The organism is Mesorhizobium escarrei (assembly GCF_935825525.1).
GTDB classification, from domain to species: Bacteria; Pseudomonadota; Alphaproteobacteria; order Rhizobiales; family Rhizobiaceae; genus Mesorhizobium; species Mesorhizobium escarrei.
This window is the reverse complement of record NZ_CAKXZT010000132.1, coordinates 36,011-58,068: the sequence shown is the minus strand read 5'-3', so window position 1 is coordinate 58,068 and position 22,058 is coordinate 36,011. Positions and strand designations below refer to the sequence as shown.

General features: G+C 63.1%; 30 protein-coding genes. 15 read left to right on the top strand and 15 right to left on the bottom strand.

Features of this window, described 5'->3' with window-relative positions; all coding sequences use genetic code 11:
- Nucleotides 1-12 precede the first annotated feature (12 nt).
- Entirely contained in the window at nt 13-501 is a 489-nt protein-coding gene (locus NMG80_RS18970; protein ID WP_436798636.1) for a DUF1036 domain-containing protein, read from the top strand.
- Nucleotides 498-1,934, top strand: coding sequence for a pyruvate kinase (gene pyk, locus NMG80_RS18965; RefSeq protein ID WP_254019503.1), 1,437 nt, complete (start codon nt 498-500; stop codon nt 1,932-1,934). The genes NMG80_RS18970 and pyk overlap by 4 nt, the downstream gene beginning before the upstream one ends.
- Nucleotides 1,935-1,980: 46 nt before the next feature.
- Here the strand turns inward: pyk and NMG80_RS18960 are convergent, their stop codons facing one another.
- From NMG80_RS18960 to NMG80_RS18910, 11 genes are all read right to left on the bottom strand, one after another.
- Complete coding sequence (locus NMG80_RS18960) at nt 1,981-3,048, bottom strand: alpha/beta fold hydrolase (RefSeq protein WP_254019502.1); 1,068 nt, start codon at nt 3,046-3,048, stop codon at nt 1,981-1,983.
- 87 nt (nt 3,049-3,135) lie between these two features.
- A complete protein-coding gene (locus NMG80_RS18955; protein WP_254019501.1) occupies nt 3,136-3,720 on the bottom strand; it encodes a tetratricopeptide repeat protein in 585 nt (194 codons plus the stop codon).
- 217 nt (nt 3,721-3,937) lie between these two features.
- Entirely contained in the window at nt 3,938-4,063 is a 126-nt protein-coding gene (gene ykgO / locus NMG80_RS18950; RefSeq protein ID WP_006327841.1) for a type B 50S ribosomal protein L36, read from the bottom strand.
- A gap of 200 nt (nt 4,064-4,263) precedes the next feature.
- Entirely contained in the window at nt 4,264-5,340 is a 1,077-nt protein-coding gene (locus NMG80_RS18945; protein ID WP_254019500.1) for a 5-(carboxyamino)imidazole ribonucleotide synthase, read from the bottom strand.
- On the bottom strand, nt 5,337-5,834 hold the full coding sequence (gene purE / locus NMG80_RS18940; RefSeq protein WP_254019499.1) for a 5-(carboxyamino)imidazole ribonucleotide mutase: 498 nt from the start codon (nt 5,832-5,834) through the stop codon (nt 5,337-5,339). Before purE ends, NMG80_RS18945 begins: the two co-directional genes overlap by 4 nt.
- Before the next feature lie 92 nt (nt 5,835-5,926).
- Nucleotides 5,927-7,132 (bottom strand): aminotransferase class V-fold PLP-dependent enzyme, encoded by a 1,206-nt coding sequence (locus NMG80_RS18935; RefSeq protein ID WP_254019498.1) that lies wholly within the window; start codon nt 7,130-7,132, stop codon nt 5,927-5,929.
- A gap of 24 nt (nt 7,133-7,156) precedes the next feature.
- A complete protein-coding gene (locus NMG80_RS18930) occupies nt 7,157-7,618 on the bottom strand; it encodes a RidA family protein (protein WP_027152960.1) in 462 nt (153 codons plus the stop codon).
- 37 nt (nt 7,619-7,655) lie between these two features.
- Nucleotides 7,656-8,450: an amino acid ABC transporter ATP-binding protein gene (locus NMG80_RS18925; RefSeq protein WP_254019497.1), complete on the bottom strand. Its 795-nt coding sequence runs from the start codon at nt 8,448-8,450 to the stop codon at nt 7,656-7,658.
- 4 nt (nt 8,451-8,454) lie between these two features.
- Nucleotides 8,455-9,105 carry an amino acid ABC transporter permease gene (locus tag NMG80_RS18920; protein ID WP_254019496.1) on the bottom strand — a complete coding sequence of 217 codons (651 nt, stop codon included), beginning with the start codon at nt 9,103-9,105 and terminating at the stop codon, nt 8,455-8,457.
- Between the two features lies 1 nt (nt 9,106).
- A complete protein-coding gene (locus tag NMG80_RS18915) occupies nt 9,107-9,772 on the bottom strand; it encodes an amino acid ABC transporter permease (protein WP_023797032.1) in 666 nt (221 codons plus the stop codon).
- Nucleotides 9,773-9,842: 70 nt separating this feature from the next.
- Entirely contained in the window at nt 9,843-10,718 is an 876-nt protein-coding gene (locus NMG80_RS18910) for a transporter substrate-binding protein (RefSeq protein WP_254019495.1), read from the bottom strand.
- A gap of 123 nt (nt 10,719-10,841) precedes the next feature.
- On the opposite strand from NMG80_RS18910, the gene NMG80_RS18905 reads away from it, so the two are divergent.
- Entirely contained in the window at nt 10,842-11,645 is an 804-nt protein-coding gene (locus NMG80_RS18905) for an IclR family transcriptional regulator (RefSeq protein ID WP_254019494.1), read from the top strand.
- Between the two features lie 32 nt (nt 11,646-11,677).
- Here the strand turns inward: NMG80_RS18905 and NMG80_RS18900 are convergent, their stop codons facing one another.
- Complete coding sequence (locus tag NMG80_RS18900) at nt 11,678-11,881, bottom strand: YdcH family protein (protein ID WP_023797035.1); 204 nt, start codon at nt 11,879-11,881, stop codon at nt 11,678-11,680.
- Nucleotides 11,882-12,121: 240 nt separating this feature from the next.
- On the opposite strand from NMG80_RS18900, the gene NMG80_RS18895 reads away from it, so the two are divergent.
- The 5 genes from NMG80_RS18895 (at nt 12,122) to NMG80_RS18875 (ending at nt 16,149) form a co-directional block, all read left to right on the top strand.
- A complete protein-coding gene (locus NMG80_RS18895) occupies nt 12,122-12,307 on the top strand; it encodes a YdcH family protein (protein ID WP_023797036.1) in 186 nt (61 codons plus the stop codon).
- A 357-nt stretch (nt 12,308-12,664) separates the two neighbouring features.
- Nucleotides 12,665-13,918, top strand: a complete 1,254-nt coding sequence (gene ispG / locus NMG80_RS18890; protein WP_254019493.1) for a flavodoxin-dependent (E)-4-hydroxy-3-methylbut-2-enyl-diphosphate synthase — start codon at nt 12,665-12,667, stop codon at nt 13,916-13,918.
- Nucleotides 13,919-13,922: 4 nt separating this feature from the next.
- Nucleotides 13,923-14,807, top strand: a complete 885-nt coding sequence (locus tag NMG80_RS18885; RefSeq protein WP_254019492.1) for a lytic transglycosylase domain-containing protein — start codon at nt 13,923-13,925, stop codon at nt 14,805-14,807.
- Nucleotides 14,808-14,851: 44 nt separating this feature from the next.
- Nucleotides 14,852-15,403, top strand: coding sequence for a chloramphenicol phosphotransferase CPT family protein (locus NMG80_RS18880; protein ID WP_254019491.1), 552 nt, complete (start codon nt 14,852-14,854; stop codon nt 15,401-15,403).
- Nucleotides 15,404-15,411: 8 nt separating this feature from the next.
- Nucleotides 15,412-16,149: a class I SAM-dependent methyltransferase gene (locus tag NMG80_RS18875; RefSeq protein ID WP_254019490.1), complete on the top strand. Its 738-nt coding sequence runs from the start codon at nt 15,412-15,414 to the stop codon at nt 16,147-16,149.
- Nucleotides 16,150-16,236: 87 nt separating this feature from the next.
- Here the strand turns inward: NMG80_RS18875 and NMG80_RS18870 are convergent, their stop codons facing one another.
- Nucleotides 16,237-17,154 (bottom strand): polyprenyl synthetase family protein, encoded by a 918-nt coding sequence (locus tag NMG80_RS18870; protein ID WP_254019489.1) that lies wholly within the window; start codon nt 17,152-17,154, stop codon nt 16,237-16,239.
- Between the two features lie 78 nt (nt 17,155-17,232).
- Between NMG80_RS18870 and NMG80_RS18865 the strand changes: the two genes are divergently transcribed.
- The 3 genes from NMG80_RS18865 (at nt 17,233) to NMG80_RS18855 (ending at nt 18,967) form a co-directional block, all read left to right on the top strand.
- A complete protein-coding gene (locus NMG80_RS18865) occupies nt 17,233-18,003 on the top strand; it encodes a biosynthetic peptidoglycan transglycosylase (protein ID WP_254019488.1) in 771 nt (256 codons plus the stop codon).
- 137 nt (nt 18,004-18,140) lie between these two features.
- A complete protein-coding gene (gene rpmF, locus NMG80_RS18860; RefSeq protein WP_006203806.1) occupies nt 18,141-18,323 on the top strand; it encodes a 50S ribosomal protein L32 in 183 nt (60 codons plus the stop codon).
- 242 nt (nt 18,324-18,565) lie between these two features.
- Nucleotides 18,566-18,967 carry a hypothetical protein gene (locus tag NMG80_RS18855; RefSeq protein WP_254019487.1) on the top strand — a complete coding sequence of 134 codons (402 nt, stop codon included), beginning with the start codon at nt 18,566-18,568 and terminating at the stop codon, nt 18,965-18,967.
- Between the two features lie 143 nt (nt 18,968-19,110).
- Here NMG80_RS18855 and NMG80_RS18850 read toward each other — a convergent pair whose 3' ends face one another.
- Entirely contained in the window at nt 19,111-19,344 is a 234-nt protein-coding gene (locus tag NMG80_RS18850) for a hypothetical protein (protein WP_254019486.1), read from the bottom strand.
- A gap of 79 nt (nt 19,345-19,423) precedes the next feature.
- Nucleotides 19,424-19,951: a winged helix-turn-helix transcriptional regulator gene (locus tag NMG80_RS18845; protein WP_254019485.1), complete on the bottom strand. Its 528-nt coding sequence runs from the start codon at nt 19,949-19,951 to the stop codon at nt 19,424-19,426.
- Nucleotides 19,952-20,050: 99 nt separating this feature from the next.
- Between NMG80_RS18845 and NMG80_RS18840 the strand changes: the two genes are divergently transcribed.
- The 4 genes from NMG80_RS18840 (at nt 20,051) to NMG80_RS18825 (ending at nt 22,047) form a co-directional block, all read left to right on the top strand.
- Nucleotides 20,051-20,959 carry an alpha/beta fold hydrolase gene (locus NMG80_RS18840; protein WP_254019484.1) on the top strand — a complete coding sequence of 303 codons (909 nt, stop codon included), beginning with the start codon at nt 20,051-20,053 and terminating at the stop codon, nt 20,957-20,959.
- Nucleotides 20,960-21,031: 72 nt separating this feature from the next.
- A complete protein-coding gene (locus NMG80_RS37900; RefSeq protein ID WP_436798635.1) occupies nt 21,032-21,187 on the top strand; it encodes a hypothetical protein in 156 nt (51 codons plus the stop codon).
- A gap of 55 nt (nt 21,188-21,242) precedes the next feature.
- A complete protein-coding gene (locus tag NMG80_RS18830) occupies nt 21,243-21,581 on the top strand; it encodes an ArsR/SmtB family transcription factor (RefSeq protein ID WP_254019483.1) in 339 nt (112 codons plus the stop codon).
- Between the two features lie 10 nt (nt 21,582-21,591).
- Nucleotides 21,592-22,047 (top strand): SRPBCC family protein, encoded by a 456-nt coding sequence (locus tag NMG80_RS18825; protein WP_254019482.1) that lies wholly within the window; start codon nt 21,592-21,594, stop codon nt 22,045-22,047.
- Nucleotides 22,048-22,058: the final 11 nt, after the last annotated feature.

The window sequence follows — 22,058 nt, the reverse complement described above, 5'->3', positions numbered from 1 at the left end:
AGAGGTTTCAGGATGGGTTCCGCCGGCAGGCCGCGCCTGCGCTATGGCTTCGCCATGCCGCTCCTGACCTTTGCTGTGGGCCTCGCCGCGATGGTTGCTGCCTCGCCGGCGCGCGCCGATTTCCGTGTCTGCAACGCCACGCAGAACCTGGTCGGCGTCGGCATCGGCTATCGCGCCAAGGCCGGCTGGATCACCGAAGGCTGGTGGCACATCGAGGGATCGAGCTGCAAGACGCTGATTGACGGCCCGCTGTCATCAAGATTTTACTATCTTTATGCAGAAGACGCCGAGCGCGGCGGGCGCTGGGATGGTCCGATCAACATGTGCGTGGCCGAAAAAGAGTTCAAGATCGCCGGCGTTAGCGATTGTGTCGCCCGGGGCTTCCAGCGCGCAGGATTCCAGGAATATGACACGGGCGAGCAGGCAAGCTGGATGGTCCAGCTGACCGATGACCCCGCAACGGGGGGCGTTCCAGCCGCCCCGGGAACGAACAGTCAATGAGACGCAGCCGCAAGGTCAAGATACTCGCCACTATCGGTCCGGCCTCCTCCTCCGAGGACATGCTGAAGAAGCTCTTCGAAGCCGGCGCCGATGTGTTTCGCATTAATATGAGCCACACCGATCATGAATTGATGCGCACACTTGTCGGTCGCATCCGCACCGTCGAGAAAGCGGTCGGCCGGCCGATCGGCATTCTCGCCGACCTGCAGGGACCCAAGCTTCGGGTCGGCAAGTTTGCCAACGGCAAGGCGACGCTGACACCCGGCCAGACCTTCACGCTCGACGACAGTCCCGAGCCGGGCAACTCGACCAGGGTCTATCTGCCCCATCCGGAAATCCTGAGATCGGTCGAGGCCGGTGACCGCCTTTTGATCGACGACGGCAAGCTCGAGCTGAAGGCGGTGAAGAGCGACGGCAAGGCGATCGTCTGCACCGTCGTCGCCGGCACCAGCATCTCCGACAAAAAGGGCGTCAGCCTGCCCGACACCGACCTGCCGGTCGGCGCGCTGACCGAAAAGGACCGCAGCGATCTCGATGCTGTGCTGGCCACCGGCGTCGACTGGGTGGCGCTGTCGTTCGTGCAGCGGCCCGAGGATCTGGCGGAAGCGCGCAAGATCGCGCGCGGCCGGGCGCTGATCATGGCCAAGATCGAAAAGCCCCAGGCAGTCGCCAGGCTGGCCGAGATCATCGAACTTTCGGACGCACTGATGGTTGCCCGCGGCGATCTTGGCGTCGAAATGCCGCTCGAAGCCGTGCCCGGCATCCAGAAGCAGATCACCCGCGCCGCGCGCCGCGCCGGCAAGCCGGTGGTGATCGCCACGCAGATGCTGGAATCGATGATCACCGCGCCCGTGCCGACCCGCGCCGAGGTGTCTGACGTCTCGATCGCCGTGTTCGAAGGCGCCGACGCCGTCATGCTCTCGGCCGAATCCGCGGCCGGCGCCTACCCGGTCGAGGCAGTGGCGATGATGAACCGCATCGCCAGCAAGGTCGAAACCGACCCGACCTATGCCGGCATCATCAACGCGCAGCGCTCGGAGCCGGAAGCGACCGGCGCCGACGCCATCTCGCTTGCCGCCCGCGAAATCGCCGAGACGCTGAAACTGTCGGCGATCATCAGCTATACGGCGTCGGGCACGACCGGCCTGCGCGCCGCGCGCGAGCGGCCCCAGGTGCCGATCGTCGCTCTGTCGCCGATCGTCAACACGGCGCGGCGGCTGTCGCTCTTATGGGGCACGCATTGCGTGGTTTCGCCCGATGCCATCGACCTCGACGACATGGTCGACCGCGCCTGCCGCATCGCTTTGGATGAAGGGTTCGGCAAGCCCGGCGACCGGGTCATCATCACGGCCGGCGTGCCGTTGAGGACGCCCGGCTCCACCAACATGCTGCGCATCGCCTATGTCGGATCGGACGTGCAGGCCCGAAGCTAGGCCGCTCGGCTTGGCCGTCGCTTGGAATGATTTCAGCGAGGTTGCTCTAAATTGGCGCGAGTTCGGCTTCCGGCGCTTTGATGTCGGCGCATTTGCCGGCGCCGTAGGTGTCGTTGGCGATCCTGACTTCCACGGCCTTCGCCATTGCCTGAAGGTCCACGTCCCTGCCGGCGACCTTTTCGATCGCGCCGACAACGAGATCGGGTGCTATCCAGTCCGGCTTGTGGCCGAGATTGCGGACCCAGACCAGTTCGGCCCCGGCGATATCGCGGACAAGGCCGACCGAATGGATCGCTGCATAGACCACCTTGTCGCGGTCGCCCGAGATGACCACAGTCGGAGCCTTGATATCGTGGTAGTGCGGTGCGGCATCTAGCGTGTAGCGATAAAGCCCGGCGACATCGGTGGCGTTGGCACGAAAGGCGTTCGGCCGAAGCACCAGCGGGATCGCGACCTCAGCGACATAGGAGTCCGGCACCTTGTTGGGGGCAAAGACGCAGGCGGTGGCGGTATTCATCTGCAGCGTTCCCGACGGGTAGGTCAGCGTTTCGGAAAAAAGCCGGCCGACGATCGGAATGGTCGTCAAATTGTAGTACCAGGCGGTCGCGCCGCCCGGCCAGGGATGGGTGGCAGGCGCCATGAACACCAGGCCGAGCGTCTTGTCGGGATGCTCGTTGCCGAAGGCGGTGGTCACCGAGCCGCCGAAGGAATGGCCGGCGATGATAGCTTTCCTGATGCCGAGATGGTCCATCAGCGCTGCGATGGTGCTGGCCTGTGCCGATGGGGTCTCGTTGTTGCCGGGGCCGCGCGCCGACCAGCCTGCACCCGGGCGGTCGAAAAACAACATCTCGGCACGGCCTTCCAGCAACGGCCTCAACGGCAGCATCTGATCCCTGAGATTGGCGCTGGCGCCGTGGATAAAGACGATCGGCGGCAGTTCGGCGTTTTCCCGCGCCGGAACGTGAACGTAGTGGATGCGGGCACCGTTTATATCCGCGAAGTCGCCGACCGGTGGATTGCGGCGCTCGATCAGCCATGACCCGGCGCGGGTGACACCTGCAAGGGTGAACACAAGCGCCATGAGGAGGGCGAGCGCGGCGTAGATCAGGTTCATGCGGAGATGTACGGACCGGAGCGAAATTAGTTCACAGTCTAACTAAAAAAACTTTCGCTCAAGTGGAATTGTCCGCCAACCGGCAATTCAGATCCCTTCGCCGGCAAGTTCTTCGGAAAGCGTGCCGACCTGATCCTGGGCGCTGCGCATCATCGGGTAGATGCTGAGCACGCGCTGCCAGGCTTCCAGCGCCGACTGCTTGTGGCCGGTTACCGCCATGATCTGCGCCAGGCCGGACAGTGCGCCAAAATGGCGCGGCTCGAGCTGCAGCGTGCGGTCGATGTCCGCCATCGATTTCCCAAAGTTATTCATCATGAAATGTACGGTGGCGCGCCGGTTCCAGCCTTCGGCATAGGCCGGTTGCAAGGTCACCACCTGGTCGAGGAAGTCGAGCGCCACGTCGAACTTCTTGTCTTCGGCCGCTTTTTGCGACCATTGCATCATCAGGTCGATCGAGGCGCTGCCGGATTGCGACCACTCGTGCGAGATGCGCGCTGCGATGCGCTCGGCGGCTTTTTCATTGCGCTCGCGCTTCAGGTCGACAAACAGCTGGTCGAGCCTTGCCTCCCTGGTCGTGGCAACCGGAGGGGCGACCGCATCGTCCGCTTGGGCCGGAAGCGAGGCGGAACCGAAAAGAAAAAGCGCCGCGAAGAATGCAAAAAGAATCCGCATGGCCGGGAATCTAACCCCGGACAGCGGATCGTCAAACTGAATTTAGCGTGAGAGGGCCGGCAGGCCGGTATTAGAGCGCCACGCGTCCTTCTGGACGCGTAAAGCACGCTCTAACATTTTTGGATTCCTCGCATCGTACTTTCCGAGAAACGATTCCGATTTTTGGGTCGATGCGGTACATCATGCAGGCGCGGAGGCAGGCGCCACGCAAAAAGACTCAGCCCTGGCGCGCCTTGTAGCGCGGAGCGGTCTTGTTGATGATGTACACGCGGCCCTTGCGGCGAACCAGCTGGTTGTCGCGGTGACGCGCCTTGAGCGCCTTGAGCGAATTCTTGATCTTCATGGTCTTGCCCGTCGGTCTGGGCCCGCTTGGGCCGAATTATTAAGGCGCGCTCGGAAAGCGCGCCTCTCAACTGTGCGTGGCTCATAAACGAGGAGCCTTGCCCGTGTCAACCGCAAGCGTGCTTCATAGATGAAGCTGGTGCGGCGGATTTTGAGTTCCTGCTCGCCCGACGCGCTTTAGAGCGGCGCCGTCCAATAGCCTCAACGGTGGCGGCTCATTCGCGTAAAATGGCCCATCTTGCGGCCGGCACGCGCCTCGGCCTTGCCATAGACATGCAGCATCAGATCAGGCTCGGCGAGCAGGGCCGGAACGCGCTGGACGTCGTCGCCGATCAGGTTTTCCATGACGCAGTCAAAATGGCGGCCGGGATTTCCCAGCGGCAGGCCGGCGACGGCGCGAATGTGCTGCTCGAACTGCGAGACGAGGCAGGCGGCTTCCGTCCAGTGGCCTGAATTGTGAACGCGCGGCGCGATCTCATTGGCCAGCAGCGCGCCGTCGGCAAGGACAAAGAACTCGATTCCGATGACGCCGACATAGTCGAGCGCGGCAAGTATCTTTGCCGCCGCCGCCTGCGCTGCAGCGGCGGTTTCGGACCCTATCCCGGCAGGCAGGGTCGAGCTGTGCAGGATGCCGTCGCGGTGGACGTTTTCTGCCGGATCGTAGGCAGCGAGCGAACCGTCCATGCCGCGCGCCGCGATCACCGAAATCTCGCGTTCGAAGGCGACGAAGGATTCGAGGATCAGCGGCACGTTGCCCATTGCCTCGCGGGTGCCGGCAAAGCCCCCGGTTTCCATGTTGCGGAACACGCGCTGGCCCTTGCCGTCATAGCCCATCCGCCGCGTCTTCAGTATGCCGCTGCCGTCGAACTTTTTCAGCGCCGCCGTCAATTCGTCGTCATTGTCGACGGGGCAGAAATCCGCGGTGGGAATGCCGATGCCGTTGAGGAATTTCTTCTCCGCCACCCGGTCCTGCGCCACTTCCAGCGCGCGCGCCGGCGGATAGACCGGGACCGAAACGGCAAGCGCGCTGGCGGCCATGACCGGAACGTTCTCGAACTCGTAGGTGACGACGGCGCTGACTGCAGCCAGTTCGGCGAGCGCGGCCGTGTCGTCATAAGCGGCAGTGATCTGCCGGTTGGCGACCTGTGCCGCCGGACAATCCGGCTGGGGCTCCAGCACGACCGTGCGGTAGCCGAGGCGCGCCGCGGCCATGGCCAGCATGCGGCCGAGCTGGCCGCCGCCGATGATGCCGATGGTCGATCCGGCAGGCAGGCTCATGGCGTGTCCGTAGGCTCGGCGGCGACCCTGGCGGTCTGGGCGGCGCGCCAGCCATCGAGCCGGGCGGCGAGCTTTTCGTCGGTCAGCGCCAGCACGGCCGCAGCCAGAAGGGCGGCATTGATGGCGCCCGCCTTGCCGATGGCCAGCGTGCCGACCGGAATGCCGGCCGGCATCTGCACGATGGAGAGCAGCGAGTCCTGTCCGGAAAGCGCCTTCGATTCCACCGGCACGCCAAAAACCGGGAGCGGCGTCATCGCCGCCGTCATGCCGGGCAGGTGCGCCGCACCGCCGGCGCCGGCGATGATCACCCGAAAACCGGCGGCTTTGGCGCCCTTGGCGAAGTCATAGAGCCGGTCGGGGGTGCGATGAGCCGAGACGATTAGCCGCTTGTGCGGGATGCCCAGCGCCTCCAGCGTTTCGGCGGCGTGGCGCATCGTCGCCCAGTCGGACTGGCTGCCCATGATGATGGCGACGTCGGCGCGGTGGTCGTCCAAGCTTCTGCTCCCGGCGGCAAAGGCGCGCATTAGCGGAATTCGGGATCGACGGCAAGGACGCGGTGCATTCGGGCGCGAGGCACCATTTCTACCTAATCCGGCCAGCGCAGGGTGCTCGCGCTATCCTTGCGGGCCGACTTCATCGCATCCGCTGGACGCCCGGCCGCGCTCAGCACGGCACGCAGGCGCTCGGCGACGATCTCCGCCTCGCCAGGATGAAGATTGCACGGGTCGAGGAAGAAGTGACCGCGCTCGACTTCGTGGTTGCGCACGATGATGGGAGGCGAACCAGCCGCCAGCGCCGACGCAAGGCCGGCGGCGGTGAACCTGCTTTCAGGCGTAACAAACACCTGCAGGCGGTCGAGCGGATTGCCGGTCGGATCGGGAATGAGATGCGCGGCGATGCCGGGCAGGCCCTGCAATGCGTCCTTCCACAGATCGAGCGCCGCTTTTTCCCCCTTGCGGATGCCGGCATGATCGCGCCGCTCCCAGGCCTCCAGTGCGGCCATGGTGCCGGCGATGCTTTCCTTGCCGACCTTCATCGCCCGTGCAACGCCACGGCCCTGCAGATAGGCGGCCCGCACCAGATCCTTGCGCCCGGTGACGATGCCGCTTGTCGGTCCTGAGAGAAATTTGTGTCCGCTGTAGACGACGATGTCGGCGCCGCGGGCGAGAAAGCCGCGCAAATCGTATTCGGAGGCGGCGTCGACGATCACCGGGACGCTCTTGGCGTGGCAGATCTCGCAGAATTCCTCGAGCGAGAGCATGCCGTATTGCACCGTGTGATGCGCAACGACATAGAGACCTACCGCAGTGCGGTCGCGGATCGCCTCGCGCACATGGTAGTCCTGCGTCACGCTGACCGTACCGGCCGGTACGGCCTTTGCCCCCGCCAGCCGGATCGACTGGTCGATCGGCGCGCCGTAATTGACGATGTGGCCGAGTTGGACGATGACCTCCGACTTGAGGCCCTCGGTGTCGTCCGGCAGCCGCTCGATCGCCAGAAGGTTGATGCCGGTCATTGTGCCGGCAATGGCCATGGTGATGCCGCTGGCGCAGCAAGCGGTGATGAAGCCGGCCTCGCCGCCGGTGAGGCGCGCGACGACCGTGCTTGCGGCGCGCTGCAGGTCGTCCATCTCCACCCACTGCGAGGCGATCTCGGACATAGCGGCGATCGCTTCCGGGACGATAATCGAGGCGCCAAGCGCCGTCATCGTGCCAGAGACATTGATGATCGGGCGAAGGCCGAGCCGTTCGCGGATTGTCGTGTTGGAGCCGTTTGCGGAATAGGTTTTCATCTCTAGAGGTCCCATTGGTCGACGTCAGGCGGCGATCTCGACGACCGCCTCGATTTCCACGGTGATGTTGCCCGGCAGGGAGCCGACACCGATCGCCGAACGGGCGTGCCCGCCGATACTATCAAAGACAGCGGCGAAAAGATCGGAACAGCCATTCACCACCTTCGGATGGTCGCTGAAGGTCGGGATCGCGTTGACGAAGCCAAGCAGCTTGACGACGCGCACGATGCGGCCGAGGTCGCCTGCCGCAGCGTGCATGACGGCGAGCAGGTTCAGGCCTGTGAGACGGGCATGCTTATAAGCCTCTTCAACCGTGACGTCCTCGCCCACCTTGCCGGTGCAAAGCGTGCCATCGGCGCGCAGCGGCCCTTGGCCGGAGAGGAAGATCAGCCGTCCGCTTTCGGCGTGGGTGACGAAGTTGGCGATCGGCGTCGGCGGCTCGGGCAGCGTCAGGCCCAATTCGGCGAGCCGGATGTAAGGCGTCATGAAAAGGGCTCCTTGCGGCAGCTTTGGACGTTCGATGTCAGAAATGCGAGGCGCGAAACCGCGCCAGGAAACTGCGGAGACGTTCGTTCTCTATCTCGGCGCCCAAAATCTCGGCGGGCGGGCCTGCGGCGCTGACGCCGCCATCTGCCATGAAGATGATGCGGCTCGAGGCGTCGCGGGCAAAGGCCATCTCGTGCGTGACCATCACCATCGTCATGCCGTCCTCGGCCAGGCTGCGCACGACCTCGAGCACCTCGCCGACGAGTTCCGGATCGAGCGCGGAGGTTATCTCGTCGAGAAGCAGGATTTTCGGCTCCATCGCCACCGCGCGGGCGATGCCGACGCGCTGCTGCTGGCCGCCGGAAAGCTCGGCCGGCAGGCTGTCGGCCTTGTGGGCAAGGCCGACCCGGCCGAGCCAGTGCTCGGCAATGGCGCGGGCCTCGGTACTGCTCTTGCCGCGCACCTTGCGCAGGCCAAGCATGATGTTGCCGGCCGCCGTCAGATGCGGAAACAGATTGAAACTCTGGAACACCATTCCGGTCTCGGCCCGCATCTTCGCCAGGTCGCGCTCGCTGCGGCGCTGGCGCGTTCCCGTCTCGCGGAAGCCGACCTCCCTGCCGTCGATTCGGATGGAGCCGCTGTCGTAGCTCTCCAGGAAGTTGACGCAGCGCAGCAGCGTGGTCTTGCCGCTGCCGGAGGGCCCGATGACAGTCACCACCTCGCCACGGGTCACCTGCAAGCTGACGGAGCGCAGGACCGCGACGGATCCGAAGGATTTGGAAACCTCGGAGACATCGAGAAGCGCCGGAGTGGCGGGCGGGGCGATGGGCATCTTGCTATTCCCGGATGAAGGAGAAACGCCGCTCCAACCGTCGGCTGGCCAGGGAGAGCGCGTAATTGACGGCGAAATAGATGACCGCGCCGAGGATGTAGAGTGGCATCGCTTCGTAGGTGCGGCCGATGACCTGGTTGATGGCGTGCATCAGGTCGGTGATGCCGAGCAGCGAGACTAGCGCGCTGCCCTTCACCGCATCGGTGACGCCATTGATCCATGGCGGCAGGAAACGCCTGAACGCTTGCGGGAAGATGACGTAGGCCAGTCGCTGGCGAAAGGTCAGCCCGATCGCCATCGCCGCTTCGGACTGCCCCTTCGGTATGGAACCGACCGCACCGCGCAAATACTCAATGACCTGCGCCGTCTTGAACAGGGTGAGCGCCAGCACGGCTGCCCAGAAGGATTCCAGATGGAGGCCGACGGCAGGCAGGCCGTAATAGACGAAGAAGATGAGCACCAGGATCGGAATGCCGCGTATGGTATCGCTGAAAATGCGCACCGCCCAGCGCAGTGGAGCCGGGCCATAGACAAGGCCGACGCCCATCATTACGCCGGCGACGAGCGACAACAGCACGACCAGCAGCGACACCCATAGCGTCACGGCAAAGCCCTGGGCCAGGAAGGGCAAGGCATAGGCGATCTGGCCAAGCATTCTAGTGAGCCGCCCTGAACCGGCGCTCGACAAGCCGAAGTGCAAAAAGAAGGGCGTAGCCCGTCAAGAGATACATCGCCGTCACCACAAGGTAGACCTCGACGATGCGGAAGGTGTTGAAGTTGATCCACTGGGCGCCGTAGGTGAGCTCGGGCACCGAAATGACCGAGGCGACGGACGTGTCCTTGAACAGCGACAGGAACGTGTTGGAAAGCGCGGGCAGCGTTATGCGCAGCATCGTCGGCAGGCGCACATGGACCAGCCTTTGCCATGGCGTCAGGCCGATCGCCTTGCCGGCGTCGAGCTGTCCGCGCGGAACCGCTTCGAGCCCCGAGCGGAACACCTCGACCAGATAGGCGCCGCTATAGAGCGACAGCGTGGCAATGAACGAGGTCTGCGCGCTGTAGGCGATGTCGACCACCGTCGGCAGGCCGTAGAAGACGAGATAGACGAGCAGGATCAGCGGTACGTTGCGGATGAACTCGACATAGGCGGCGATGACGGTCCGCACCGCACGCCCGGCCGACACGTACCAGACCGCCAGAAGCAACCCGATGAGGATGCCGATCGCGATGGAGATCACGGCCAGCTCGAGGCTGAGCAGCAGCCCGCCCCAGAGCTTGTCGAAATGCCGCCAGATCAGGTTGAAATTCAGGGTATAGCCCATGTGTCCCTGTCATATCGAGGGCTGTCGACGATAAGCAGGCGGAAGGGCGCGGGCCTTCCGCCGGCTTGCATCAGATGACCGGGAAGCCGGGATGGCGCGCCGGCGGCTCCTGTCCGAAATAGTCCTTGAATGCAGCGTCGTAGAGCGCCGTCTCATGGCCGAACATGGCGGTGGCGAAGGTCGTGTTGACGAAGGTCAGCCAGTCGGGGTCGCCTTGCCGAAGTGCGGCGCCGTAAAGCATCGAGAACCAGCTCTTGCCGGCATCGAAGTATTTGTCGGGATTGCGCGAGGCGAGCCAGCGAACCGTCGACAGATCGACGGCGGCGGCGTCGACGCGCTTCGATTCCAGTGCCTGCAGCACGTTGGCCTGCGTGTCTATCTGCATCACCTGCGCTTCCGGCAGGACGATGTGCACATTTGCCTCGGCATCGACATTCTGCAGGATGGAAATCCGCGTCGCCGAACCGCCGGCAAGCAGCTTGTCGAAGGTCTTGTTTTCGGCGTTCGGAAGGGTCAGCAAGGCGATGCCTTCGACGTAATAGGGCCGGGAGAAGTGGATCAGCTGCGAGCGCTGGGCCGTCATGGTCATGAACTGGATCGAAATGTCGACCTTGCTGGTGGTCACGTTCGGAATGCGCTGAGCCGGATCCTGCATGACGAACTCGACCTTGGTCGTATCGTCGAAAAGTCCCTTGGCAAGAATGCGCCCCATCGTGATGTCCATGCCGACCAGTTCGCCGGCATCGTTTTCGAAGTGCCAGGGCGCGTTGGTGCTGCCGGTGCCGACGATCACCTTGCCGCGATCGAGAACCGTGCGCAGCAGGCTGTCCGGTGCCGCTTGCGCCGCAGCCTTCCGGACATCGACTGTTGCTGCTGAGCCCACCACTCCGGCCGTCGCAAGCCCGGCCAGTTTCAGAAATTCACGTCTTTTGGATGTGTCGTTCACGGCGACCTCCTTTTCGTGTTGTGTTCCCCTTTGTCGACACATGCATCTGTAATCTGCTGGATTGTCTCTTACAAAAGACACATGTATCCTGTACAAGACAGATACTAACATCAGGAATCAGCAATGCAAGATGGTAACGCCTTGGCAGTTCGGCCGGACGCCGGTCCGGACGAAGACAGGATTGCGGGCTCCCGCGAGAAGGGTCTCAACCGGGTGCTCCATATCCTGGAGTTTCTTCACGCGACCCAGCGAGCGATCGGGATTGGCGATCTCGCCAAGGGAGTGAATGCGCCGCGCTCGACGATCTACACTCTTGTGCGCTCGCTCGTGGATGCGGGCCTGCTGGAAATGGCCGGCGATGGCAATCGCGTCTATTTCGGCAAGAAGCTTTATCTCTACGGAATGGACTATGTGCGCGGCAACGACCTGCTCAGGCGAGGGCGCCAGGAAGTCGACAATCTTTCGCGCGAGACAGGCGAGACCTCCGAATTGTGCATGCTGCAAAGCGGCCGCTACACGATTGTCCATTCCAGTCCGGGCACCAGGCCGTTCCGGATCAGTTCGGCCACCGGTCTGCAGATCCCGCTTCCCTGGACCGCTTCCGGGCGGTTGCTTCTCGCCGGTTTCGAAAGGGCTGTGATCGAAGACATGGTGTCCGAAGACGATCTCGTCGTGCCGGACGGCCGCAGATTGTTGCTGGACGACTTCATAGAAGATATCGCTACGGCCGGGGCCGCCGGCTACTGTGTGACCTCCGGTCTTGTCGACGCCTATACAAAATGCCTAGCCGCGCCGGTCTTTTCAGCTGCCGGCAAGGTCGAGGCGACGATATGCCTGGTGGTTCCCATCGACACTTCCGAGGAAAAGACCGGCAATCTCATTACCCTGCTGCGCGAACGCGCCGCGAGGCTTTCAATCACGGGATGAGCAGGATTTGCCGCAACGGCAAGTGGATGCGCTCACGCGATGATGTCGGGGATGATCCGGTCTTCCAGCGCCATCAGCCGGTCTTTCAGGAAAAGCTTTTTCTTCTTCATGCGCTGGATCTGCAGGGGGTCGCAGCCCATGGCGATCATCGCGTTGATCGCCGCGTCAAAATCGGCGTGCTCTTGCTTCAGCCGAGAATATTCGAGGCGGATGTCGGCCTGTTCCTGTTCGGACATTATCTACCGTCTGCACGTCTGCGGCGCCCAACAATGGGCCTGATTGGGCGGGGCCGGAGGTATCTTGCACCGGCGCGCAGCCAATACCACATTTCGCATTGTCGTGGAATGCTACCACGCAGCATTCGACATCGATGCCCGATAGTGGCACACTGTCATTATGCCGTCACAGAAGCGAACTTGCGGCGGGGCGCGCATTGACGGCTGCAATCGAGGAAACCATGAAAGGGAGAACCAATCATGTCTCTTGCATCCCATCTTGATGAGCTGCAGCGGAAACACGGCGACATCGAACGCGAAATCGATGATGCGATGAACCATCCATCGGTCGACGACCTCGAAATCGTGAATCTCAAGCGGCGCAAGCTGGCACTCAAGGACGAGATTGAAAAACTGAAGGCGAAGCCGAAACCCACCACGCACTGACGCTTTCCACAGCGCCGCGCGTCCTTAGGACGCTGTAGTCCTTCTGCTTTGGCGCATGATCCCCAGCGAAAATCGATTGGATTTTCGGGGTCATGCGCGGGGGTAGGCGCGCGCTTTCACGCAACCATCTTCTCCGGTGGCACCCAATGCCGCCGGAGCATTTGCATATTTGTCCGGCGGTCGATTTGACAGATCTGCCTGCCAGTCGCCATTGACAAGCCATCTTTGCTCCTCCACCTCATGCCGGGACCTTCTATAGCCGCGCGTCCTTTCGGACACGCAAAGGACGCTGTATTTTGATTTTTGCGCAGCCGGAAACCGATTCCGGAATTCGGCGCTAACAAAGGGCAGCCGGCCATGACCGGATATTTTTCTTCACCCTTCCCGCGCCGCACGTCAGTCGGTGTCGATGTCGGCGGCGTGATGGTCGGCGGGGGCGCCCCTGTCGTCGTTCAGTCGATGACCAACACCGACACCGCCGATGTCGACCAGACAGTCGCTCAAGTTGCGGCGCTGCATCGCGCCGGCTCCGAGATCGTGCGCATCACCGTCGACCGCGACGAGAGTGCCGCCGCCGTGCCCGCCATCCGCGAGCGGCTCGAACGGCTCGGCATCAAGGTGCCGCTGGTCGGCGATTTCCACTATATCGGCCATAAGCTGCTCGCCGACCACCCGGCCTGCGCCGAGGCGCTGGCCAAATACCGCATCAATCCCGGCAATGTCGGCTTCAAGGACAAGAAGGACCGGCAGTTCGCGGCGATCGTCGAGATGGCGATCCGTTACGACAAGCCGGTGCGCATCGGCGTCAACTGGGGGTCGCTAGACCAGGAGCTTTTGACCAGGCTGATGGACGACAACCAGCACCAGGGCTTTCCGCTGACCGCGCAGGAGGTGACGCGCGAGGCGATCGTGCAGTCGGCGATCCTTTCGGCCGAAATGGCCGAGGAGATCGGCCTTGGCCGCGAGAAGATCATCCTGTCGGCCAAGGTCAGCGGCGTGCAGGATCTGATCGCGGTCTACACCGAGCTTGCTACCCGCTCCAACCACGCGCTGCATCTCGGCCTCACCGAGGCCGGCATGGGTTCGAAAGGCATCGTCGCCTCGTCCGCGGCGATGGGCATTCTTCTCCAGCAAGGCATCGGCGACACGATCCGCATCTCGCTGACGCCGGAGCCGAACGGCGACCGCACCCGCGAGGTGCAGGTGTCGCAGGAACTGCTGCAGACCATGGGGTTCCGGCAGTTCGTGCCGATCGTCGCCGCCTGCCCCGGCTGCGGCCGCACCACCTCTACGGTGTTCCAGGAACTCGCCCAGAACATCCAGGCGGATCTGCGCAAGAACATGCCGCTGTGGCGTGAAAAATACCCCGGCGTCGAAAACCTCAAGGTCGCGGTGATGGGCTGCATCGTCAACGGTCCGGGTGAATCCAAGCATGCCGATATCGGCATTTCGCTACCCGGCACCGGCGAGACGCCGACGGCGCCGGTATTCGTCGACGGCAGCAAGGCGGCGACGCTGCGCGGCCCTTCGATCGCCGCCGACTTCGAGAAAATGGTCGCCGACTATGTCGAGCAGCGGTTTGGGCAATCCGGCAAGGCTGCGGCGGAGTAGGTCGATGCGGCGCTGGGCGACGCCAGTCTTGCTTCGTGGGGTAGTCTTGCTTGGTGGATTGGTCTTGCTTGGCGGGCTGGGCTGGGCGACGGCCGTCCACGCCGATCCGCCGCACCCCGCCAAGCAGCGGCTGCTCGACCGGGTTTGCAATCTGATCGAGGCGCATGCCGATCAAAACGGCTTGCCCAAGGACTTTTTTGCCCGGCTGATCTGGAAGGAAAGCCGCTTCGATCCCAACGCGGTCAGTCCGGTCGGCGCCGAAGGCATTGCCCAGTTCATGCCGGGCACCGCCAAGATACGCGGCCTCGCCAATTCCTTCGATATCGAGCAGGCCATCCCGGCCTCGGCAAAATATCTCGCCGAGATGAAAACCGGTTTTGGTAATCTAGGCCTCGCCGCCGCTGCCTACAATGCCGGTGAAAGCCGGGTATCGCGCTGGCTGAGTTCCGGTGGCTTCCTGCCGATGGAGACCGAAAACTACGTTCTGGACATCATGGGCGAGCCGGCCGACAGGTTCACCGACACCGCCTATGCCGGCAGCATCCAGCCGCTCGACAAGAAGGCGAGCTTTGCGGTCGCCTGCCGCAGGCTGCCGGTCATCAAGTCCCAAACCGTGGCGATGGCGTCGATCAACATCAAGCCGTGGGGCGTGCAGGTGGCCGGCAATTTCCGCCGCGCCGCGGCGCTCAATCAATGGAACGGTGTAAAGCGCCGGTTTCCAGCCTTGCTTGGCGGGCATAATCCGGTCGTGAGCCGGGTGCGCTCGCCGATCGGCAGGCGCGGCATCTATGCGGTACGGATCGGCGCCGACTCCAAAGCCAAGGCCGACAACATCTGCCGGAAACTGCAAAGCGTCGGCGGTGCATGCATTGTGGTGCGGAATCGGTAAAGGCGATATGTCGGCGCCTCGCAGTCGCTGAAAGTGCTGGAAACATGACCGCCAAGATCATCCTTCTCAACGGCGTCGGCAGCGCCGGCAAGAGTTCGATCGCCAAGGCGTTGCAGACGATGACCACCGAGCCCTTCCTGCATGTTCAGATGGATGCGTTTATCGACATGCTGCCCGAAGCCCTTCAGGACGATGCCGCCGGTTTCGCCTATGAAGTGATCGAGGAAAGCGGCAAGTTCAAAGTCGTCATCAGGATTGGGCCGGTCGGTGAGCGAACCCTGCGAGGCATGCGGCACGCCATCGCCGCGATGGCGGGACAAGGCAACAACCTCATTGTCGATGACGTGCTGTGCGGCGGCGAAATATCCGAATATCTGAGATTGCTGTCGGGCTTTGATCTACGCCTGGTAGGCGTCTTCGCTCCGCTGGACGTTCTCGAGGCCCGCGAAATCCAGCGGGCCGACCGCTTGCCAGGGCTGGCGCGCTGGCAATATTACCGCGTGCACAAGGATGTCGGCTACGATCTCGAAATTGACACCAGCACGCTGACGCCGCTGGAGTGCGCCAGGCGTATAAAAGCAGAGTTCCAGCTATAGGCCCCACGATGACCGACCGTCTCTATAGCGATCCCGAACTTGTCCAGTTCTACGATGTCGAGAACGAAGGCGGCGTGGACTTCGACTATTGCGTCGGCTTCGCCAGGGAAGCCGGCTCGGTTCTCGATCTCGGCTGCGGCACTGGGCAATTGGCCGCCGCGCTCGCCGATCGGCGCAGCGTGACCGGCGTCGATCCGGCGCCGGCGATGCTCGATATTGCGCGCCGCAGAGCCGGCGGGCAGAGGGTCGCCTGGGTCGAGGCCGATGCGCGCAACGTCCGGCTCGGACGACGCTTCGATCTGGTGCTTTTGACCGGGCACGCCTTCCAGGTGTTCCTCACGCCAGAAGATCGAGAGGCGGTGCTTGCCACGATCGCCGCTCATCTGGCTGCCGATGGGCGCTTCATCTTCGACACGCGAAATCCAGTCGCGCAGGAATGGCTCGAGTGGACGCCGGAACGGTCGCAACGGGAACTCAGTCATCCCGGATTGGGCACGCTAAGAGCTTGGAACGATTTTCGGCGCGACTCCGCTAGCGTCGTCGTCACTTACTCGACCCATTATGAAATCCCGGATAGCGGGCGCGTTCTCAGCGCCGAATCGAAAATAGCCTTTGTGGCAAAGGAAAGCCTTGAGCAGATGCTGGACCAGACCGGGCTGGTCGTCGAAGAATGGCTCGGCAACTGGCGTGGCGAGCCATTCTGTCCGACATCGCCGGAAATCATTCCGATCGGCCGGCTGCGCTAGCTCTAAAGTGGCCGCGTCAGCTCCTGTCGCGATCGCCTTCGGCGCATGCATGGTGACGCCGTGACTAAAACCCGTCCCGGCCGTCCGTCAGCTGTTGCGGGCCGCCACGAATTCCGCTGCCTGCTTCAGAAGCACGGCGTCTTCGCCATAGGGACAAAGCAAGGCGTGGGCCTGGTCGACGAGGCCTTGAAGCTGGTCCCGGGCCCAGTTGGCGCCGTGCAGCGCCACCAGCGTCGCCTTGCCGGCGGCTGCGTCCTTGCCGGTCGCCTTGCCCATCTGGCGCGCGTCCGCCGTCAGATCGAGCAAGTCGTCGGCAAGTTGAAAGGCAAGCCCGATCGCCGAGCCAAATTCCGCCAGTCTTTCACGATCGGCCGCTGGCGCGCCGGCAAGGATTGCGCCCGCCTCGCAGGCGAAGCGGATCAGCGCGCCGGTCTTCATCGCCTGAAGCCGGATGATGCCGGCTTCCTCCGGCCGGATACGCTCGGCTTCGAGATCGAGCATCTGGCCGCCGACCATGCCGCCGGCTCCGGCGGCGCGGGCCAGCGCCAGCACCAGCGCCGCCCGTCGCTCAGCCGGCAGCATTGTCGCTTCGTCGGCAATGATGTCGAAGGCGAGCGCCAGCAAGGCGTCGCCGGCGAGGATGGCGGTCGCCTCGTCGAAGGCCTTGTGCACGGTGGGCTGGCCACGGCGCAGATCGTCGTTGTCCATGGCCGGCAGATCGTCATGGATCAGCGAATAGCAATGCACGCATTCGAGCGCCGCCGCGACGCGAAGCGCCGCTTCGCCGTCGGCGGAAAACAGGGCGGCGCTTTCCATGACCAGGAAGGGGCGCAGGCGCTTGCCGCCGTTCAGCACGCCGTGGCGCATCGCCTCCATCAGACGCTGCGGCCGCGCGATCTCGCCCGAAAGCGGGCGGTCGTCGAGCAGCCGTCTGAGCAGCGCCTCGATCGGCCCTGTGCGTGCGACAAGCGCTGCCTCGAACGATATTTGATCGTCTTTCACCATGCCGGGGACGGGTAGCCGACACTCAGACGTTGCGCAAGAAGCCAAGCGCCATTATGCCGGGGCAGGGAGCAGCATGGATTGAGCGGCTTGGCGGAACCGATCGTCGATCACGAAACCGAAGGGCTGGACATGGTGAGGCCGAAACGCGGCAGCCGCATCGGTCTCAAACGTTGGCCCCGGCACTGGGTCCGGCGCGGCGTCACCGTCGCCGTGGTGCTGGCGCTGATGCCGGTGGTGCTGACCTTTCTCTATCTGCCGCCGTTCGTGCATCCGGTATCGACACTGATGCTGAAGGATCTGGCGACGTTTTCCGGCTATGACCGGCGCTGGGTCTCGATCGACGATGTGGCGCCGACGCTGGCGCATTCGGTCATCATGTCGGAGGACGGGCAGTTCTGCTTCCATCGCGGCATCGACCTTGGCGAGTTGAGGGGCGTCGTGGACGACGCGCTGGCCGGCGAGATGACGCGCGGCGCCTCGACCATCACCATGCAGACCGTGAAGAACCTCTATCTGTGGTCGCGGCCGCTAGGCTCGGTCCGGAAAGTCGTCGAGCTGCCGCTGGCCGTCTATGTCGACATGGTGATGTCGAAACGGCGCATCATGGAAATCTACCTCAACATCGCCGAATGGGGGCCGGGCATCTATGGCATCGAAGCCGCCGCCCAGCACCATTTCGGGGTTTCGGCAAAACGATTGTCGCGGCGCCAGGCGGCGCTGCTTGCCGTTACCCTGCCGAACCCGATCGCCCGCAACCCGGCCAAGCCCGGGCCAGGACTGAGGCGGCTGGCCTCGCTGATCGAGCGGCGCGCCGGCCGGTCCGGCGCCTATGTCGGCTGCCTGCGATAGCTTAAAAAAATTCGCGGCGGCGCTGGCCAAAACGGCGCAGGGCGTGTATAGGCACCCGACTTTCTCAGATTCCGGCCCTGACGCGGCCCTTTCACCAGGGCAGCCGGGGCATTTTGACCATGTAGTGGAGCATATCCATGGCCGTACCGAAACGAAAAACCTCTCCGTCGAAGCGCGGCATGCGCCGTTCGGCCGATGCGCTGAAGGCCCCGACCTATGTCGAGGACAAGAATTCCGGCGAGATGCGCCGCCCGCACCATATCGACCTGAAGACCGGCATGTATCGCGGGCGCCAGGTTCTCGAGCCGAAGGAAAGCTGAGAACGCTTTCGACGGTTTGTGACTATCGAAGAACCGGCCATCGCGCCGGTCTTTCCGCGTTTTGCGCAGATGATCGCCCACCGGTCATTTCAGACATGCCAGCAGCCATGCCGGATGGCAGCCGGGCCGGCTGGCACTGTTATTTCGCACCGTCTTAGTCCGTGTTTGCAGTTGCGTGCGAAAATTCTTGACGGCGAACGCCGAGCGCATACTAGAGAAGGCTGTCCAACCGGAGCCTTCTGATGTTCGGTGCCATCCCGCTGCTGATCGTGCCCTTCGTCCTCTACAATCTTGGGCTTCTGGGAATATTCGGCGGCGGCGACGATCCTTGGGCAAGCCAAATGTTCTCGATCCGCATGATGTCGGGCGGGGTGTTCTCGATGACGCTCGGCGATCTGATCGTGCTGATCGGGTTGCTTCTCTTCTTCGTCGAAATCGTGAAATCGACGCGCACGACGAACGCCTCGATCATGGACCACCTGTTGTCGACCTTCGTCTTCGTGGCGTTCCTGGTCGAGTTCCTGCTGGTGAAGGGCGCGGCGCACTCGGTTTTCTTCATTTTGATGGTCATCGCACTGGTCGACGTCCTCGCCGGCTTCTCAGTATCGATGCGAGCAGCAAGCCGCGACATAAACATGGGCTAATGCATGTCGCCCTCGGGCCTGACCCAGGGCTTGAACCGAGGGTGCGCAGCGGTTTTGCGATAACGACATGCGGTGAAGCAGCCGCCTCAATGTCAGCACCTACCGACAACGGGCAGGACAGGCCCGCCCGACACGTCGGGCCGCTATTTTTTCCTGGCGCGCGCCGGCTTCTTCACCGGAGCAGCCGGCGCATTGGCGAGGTCTTCCGCTTCCTTGGCAAGGCGGAGCGCCCTCAGCTTGTTGGTCTTTATCTGGCGGGCATCGCTCTCGGCGACATATTCCGCCATCGCCTTCTGTCGAACCGTGGCGGCCTCTTCCTGCTTCTTGAAACGCAAATCGGCCCGCGCGCGGGCAGTATCCTTAGAGTTCTCAACCAAGGGCTTTTCCAATCCCGTAAATTATAGTTTTCAATAGCTTCAATAGCAGAGCCGACCTGCGATGGGGGAAATAAGTTGGTCAGGCGCCGACATCGCACCCGGCGCCCGGCGCCTTTCGGGCGACAACCGCCTCGTATCCGGCCTGCAACGTCGCACGCACCGTGGCATCCGGCGGCGTGTCGGAAGGTGTGCCCAGATGTTCGTGGCGCAGTTCGTCCATGAACTTTTCCCACATCGGCGGGCCGCCCTTTTCCAGAAGCTCGGCGCGGATCGAGAGCTCCTCGCTGACCGGCAGCCAGACGCGACCCCAGGCGCCGAGATGCGCCAGGATCGGCACCAGCGTGATCGCCATTTCGGTCAGGCTGTAGATCGCCTTCTGCTTGTGGGTCGGGTCGTCAGCCCTGGTCAGCATGCCGAGCTCCATCAGCCGTTTCAGCCGATCGGCGAGAATGTTGGAAGCGATGCGTTCCAATGATCGGTTGAGCAGGTCGCGAAAGTGGCGTTTGCCGCCGAAAATCATGTCGCGAAGGATGATCAGGCTCCACCGGTCGCCAAACACTTCAAGCGACAGGTTGATCGGGCACCCAGACCGGCGATCGATGCTCATGCGATTCTCCAATAGAAACCGGTTGCATTATTATATCAGTTTTATTATCGTACAACCGATTGCAAAATGCAATTGGTTTGCGGAGAGGAGACGGCGACCATGACCAAGGCAGCGGAACCCGAAATCGCGTCGCAGACGTTTGGCGATCCCGCGCATCCGCCGATGCTGCTGATTATGGGCGCCATGGCCTCGATGCTCTGGTGGCCTGAGGCGTTCTGCCGGAAACTGGCCGGCAACGGCCGGTTCGTGATCCGCTATGACAATCGCGATACCGGCCGTTCGACCAAATATGCGCCGGGCGAACCGCCTTACACTTTCGACGACATGGTGGACGACGCCACCCGCGTCCTCGACAATTATGGCATCGCCAAAGCGCATGTCGTCGGCATGTCGATGGGCGGCATGATCGCACAGCTTGTGGCGTTGAAATATCCGTCGCGGATCCTCTCGCTAACGGCGATCAGCACTTCGCCAATCGGGATCGACACGTCGCATCTGCCAGGGACGACCGAAGCCTATATGAAGCATTCGGCCGAAGGCGCAAAGGTTGACTGGTCTAACCGTGCCCAGGTGGTCGACTTCATCGTCAAGGACGCGCACGCAATCGCCGGCACCGCGCATCCATTCGACCAGAAGCGGACGAGGGCGTTCGTCGAACAGGACTACGACCGGTCCGGCGGTTTTCTAAGCGCGACCAATCACTTCATGCTCAAGTCCGGTGAAGATCGGGGCGGCGAGGATCGGGGCAGCGAGGACTGGAAGGGTCGCCTGCACGACTTGAAGGTTCCGCTCCTCGTCATCCACGGCACCGCGGATCCGATCTTTCCGGTCGAGCATGGCACCGCTCTTGCCGAAGCAGTTGCCGGCGCCAGGCTTGTCCGCATTGAAGGCGGCGGCCACGAACTCCATCCCGACGATTGGGCCACGATCGTTGATGCCATCGTCGCCCATAGCCAAACCCAGATAAGCGCGGAGCCGGACCTTGACACACGGTCTCGGCGGCAATAGTTAAGTAAATGCTTTAGTGTTTGGCTCTCTGTAATCATGCAGCGGCGAACCATCAAGGGAACGAGCAAAACGATGTCGTTGGCGATGCATCGCCATCCGCTGGCCTCCTTCTGCTGGAAGCCACTGATCGCGGTCTATGAGAACGGAACGCCGTTCACATTTGTCGGCAATGAACAGTCGCGCGCTACCACGACCGGCTGCTGCTGCGGCCGTCTGTCGCCCGCGTGATCGAGGAAGCGCAGCCCTATTTCAAGCTCTTCCCCTAAAACAACGGTTAAGCCCGATGCTGCACGATACCGCCCAGCTCGACCTGATGTTCCAGTCGCTCGCCGACCCGGCGCGGCGGCACATGGTGGAGCGGCTGTCGCGCGGCCCCGCCTCGGTCAGCCAGTTGGCCGAGCCGCTGGCGATGTCGCTGTCGGCGGTCGTCCAGCACCTGAATGTGCTCGAGGCGAGCGGCCTCGTCCGCACCGAAAAGCTCGGCCGGGTGCGCACCTGCCAGCTCGAGCCGAAGGCGCTGAGGACCGCCGAACACTGGATCAACGAACGGCGCCTGGCTTGGGAACAGCGGCTCGACCGGCTCGGCGCCTTTCTCGCGGAAACCAAAACCGAAGGAAACTGAGGAGGCCAACATGAGCGAACGCTCCGTCGTCCATTCGACCATAGTGCTTGAACGCAGCTACGACGCTTCGCCGGCGCGGGTGTTCGCCGCCTGGTCCGATCCCACCGCATTGCAGCGCTGGGGCTCGCCCGGCGAGGGGTGGGAAAGCAGCATTGACCGCTTCGAGTTCCAGGTGGGCGGCATTGCGCTCAGCCGTTTCGGACCCAAAGGTGGCGAGAGTTATGTGAACGAGACGCGCTACCTCGACATCGTGCGCGACCAGCGCATCGTCTCGGCTGGCGGCATGACAAGCAGCGGCCAGCGATTGTTTGTCGGCCTGCTGACGGTTGAATTCAGTCCAGAAGGCACAGGCTGCCGGCTGGTGATGACCGAGCAAGGCGCCTTTCTTGACGGCCATGATCAGCCCGAAAACCATCGGGCTGGCTGGAGTCAGATGCTCGACAACCTGCGGGTGGAATGCGCGTGAGCGCCACAGCC